Raw genomic sequence first — 2,816 nt, 5'->3', positions numbered from 1 at the left:
CGGCCACCGCCGCCCAGGAGCCCCCGGTCGGCGCGGGGCCGGCCGTGAGCCCGGACGAGCAGCTCCTTGTCGATGCCGCCCTGGTCGGCTCGCCCAGCGCCGACTACGACCGGGGCCCGGACGGCCGGCCACTGCTCCACCCGGCCGCGCCGTGCGAGCAGTGCGGACGCCCCGTCACCCACCGGATCGGCGGCCGCCCGCTCCACCTCGGCGGCTGGTGCACCCCCACCGAGGACGGAGCGACCGAAGCGACCGTGGTACCGCGGCGGGCCGTCGTCGGCACCGACCCGGCTCCCGCCCCCGCCGACCACGCTGCTCCCGCCCTTGCCCCGGCCGCTGCGCCCGGCCCCGTGCCCCCGGCCTCGCCGCCGACCAGCGCGACCGCCGCTGCGCCCGGTTCGCCGACCGGCCGTGCCGCGGGCCCGACCGCGCGCAGCCGGGAGTACGCCGGTACGGGCCGGGAGTTGGGCTACTACCTCGACATGATCACCTCGGCGGTCGAGCAGGCCTTGGAGGAGCACGACGGCGACGTCGACGCCGCGGTCGCGGCGCTCGAAAAGAAGGCCATTCCGAATGCGATGACGCTGTTCGACGCGACCCGGGTCGGCGCCGCGTACGAGCACACCGCCTATCCGGAACGTCTGGAATTCCTCTCGAAGAAATCCCGGAACGGCGCCGACGAAATCTGGGAGGGCCGCCACAAGTGGGAGAACGCCCCACTCATGGCGCGGCTGAAGGCCGGCACTCTCGCCGAGATCGCGGTCGACGTCCTGGACACCAACGCCGCCTACTGCTCGGCGCTGAAGACGCACCTGCCGATCGGCGCGCTCCAGCACCGCCCGGACGGCGGCTGGGACCCCAAGCGCTCCGGCGCCTACCTGCTGCCGCAGCGTCCGGCCTGGGAGCACCCGCAGCTGCCGGACCCGATCGGCAACCGCCACGAGGGCGGGCCGGTGCTCCTGGACGAAGCCACCGTGCGGCTGCTGATCCGCTGCCACAAACTCGGCCTCGCCGAAGCCCCGCACATCACCGAGGCCTGGACGTCCGGCGCCTCCGAGGGCCTGCTGGAGAAGTTCCGCCGGGTCCTCACCCAGGCCCGGGAAAACGCCATCGCCGACGGCGACACCGTCACCGAAAAATACGTCAAAGCCATGTACGCGAAATTCGCATCCACCATCGGCGAATCCACCTACAACCGCGACATCCGCCGCCCCGACTGGATGCACATCATCCGCTCGCAGGCCTTCGCGAATCTCTGGTACAAGTCCCAGCGCGCCCACAAGGCCGGTCTCACGGTCGTCGCGCTGCGCGGCACCGACGAACTCCACGTCACCGGCGGCGAATGGCGAAAGGCCAACGGCGGCGTTTTCGAAGAGGGCCGCCTGACCACGCAGCTGAAACTCAAGGACCAGTACACCCTGCCCCGCACCCGGAACCGGAGCGCCTAAACAATGTCGACGGACGGATGGAAGAACTTCGGCCGCTACGGCGCCGACCGCGACCGCGGCAACGTCCACGGCTCGGTCGCGCTGGGACGGGCGCTGGAGGACGTCCTGGAACGCATGATCATCGAAGGGGGCATCAAGTCCCCGCCGTCCACCCGCCGCGGCCTGACCGCCCGGATGCGCTACCTGATGACTCACAAGGGCGGCCGCGAGGCCCTCACGGAGGCCGGCGTCACCGCCGCCGCCTCCACCATCCGCGCCTGGACGAAGGGAACCCAGCGTCCCCGCCCCGCGAACGCCGACGCCATCGACACCGCCTACTGGAACCTGCGCGCCGCCAACGTCCTGAACAACCCCGCGATCCTCAAGGCGTACCTGAACCGCGACGGCCGCGGCACCCGCATCGAGATCCACCCCATCAACCAGGACGTCGTCGACGAACCCCGCCGCCGCGACAACCTCCGCGTGCGCAGCTTCCAGGCCCGCTACATCTGGGACGACGCCGTCGACGCCCTCACCACCGGCGACGCCGACACCCTCGAATCCATCTGGGACGACATCATCGCCGACCTCGACTCCGACTACGGCGCCTACCAGTACGTCTCCCACGTCGGCCTCGGCGCCTGAACCACCCTGTAGGGTCTCGCGGCTCGTGTCGGAATCTCACGGTCGGTGTCGGACGGACGTCGGATCCGACGTGGCGGTGAGACACCGCAGTTCAGCGGGTCGAGCCGTCGCGAGCGATCGGCGCCGACCGTGAGATTCCGACACGGAGCTGAGACGCCGGACGTCCGACACGGCCTGAGACAGCGGACGGGACCGCAGGTCACGGTGCCCACGTCCGGCATGGGCCGCGAGACCCTACACACCCGCCACCAACCGGTGCCGCGCCCACCCCACCGGGCCCGGCACCGGCCCATCTCCCCAGCTCAGCCCCCACCCGGTGGCGTCACGACGCCGTGACGCCACCCCCGCTCCAACCGCTCGTCCGGCAGCCACCACCAGGCCGGCCGCCACCACCTGGTAGCGGCCGCCGTTGAACCCGTCGAACCCTCACCCCGAGGAGCAGCACGTGGAACCGCCCGTCAGCACCACCTCGCCGACCGTCTACGACTGGTGGGGCCAGGTCCCCGCCCACCTGCGCACGACCACCCAGCTCGCCGCCCTCGACCTCCCGCGCCAGCCCGCCGGCCCCGTGCGCGCGACCGTCACCGCCCGCAACCCCGCCGGCCGACCCGGCCCCTGGGACCTCTACAACATCCACGAGTCCGTGCCCACCGCGGCCACCGCCGCGCAGCTCGCCGCGGCCGCCGCCCGCCGCACCACCAACACCCGCACCTGCCACGACTGCGGCGCCCACCCCGAAACCCC

Annotated in this window: 3 protein-coding genes; all 3 read left to right on the top strand. The window is 72.3% G+C overall.

Annotated features, from left to right (window positions below):
* Window positions 1-1,448 (top strand): hypothetical protein (locus ACIQOV_RS35865; RefSeq protein ID WP_401055007.1); only part of this gene is annotated, 1,448 nt, incomplete at its 5' end.
* Window positions 1,449-1,451: 3 nt separating this feature from the next.
* Window positions 1,452-2,072, top strand: coding sequence for a hypothetical protein (locus ACIQOV_RS35860; protein ID WP_401055006.1), 621 nt, complete (start codon window positions 1,452-1,454; stop codon window positions 2,070-2,072).
* A 445-nt stretch (window positions 2,073-2,517) separates the two neighbouring features.
* A partial coding sequence (locus tag ACIQOV_RS35855) for a hypothetical protein (RefSeq protein WP_401055005.1) occupies window positions 2,518-2,816 on the top strand: 299 nt, incomplete at its 3' end.

Origin of the sequence: Kitasatospora sp. NPDC091257 (assembly GCF_044757675.1) — a bacterium.
Taxonomy (GTDB): domain Bacteria; phylum Actinomycetota; class Actinomycetes; order Streptomycetales; family Streptomycetaceae; genus Kitasatospora; species Kitasatospora lactacystinica.
Note: the sequence above shows the minus strand (reverse complement) of the source record. Positions and strands in the feature narration are given on the sequence as shown.

Coding starts and splice junctions, on each gene's coding strand:
- ACIQOV_RS35860 (WP_401055006.1), top strand. CDS start 1,452: ATGTCGACGGACGGATGGAAGAACTTCGGCCGCTACGGCGCCGACCGC.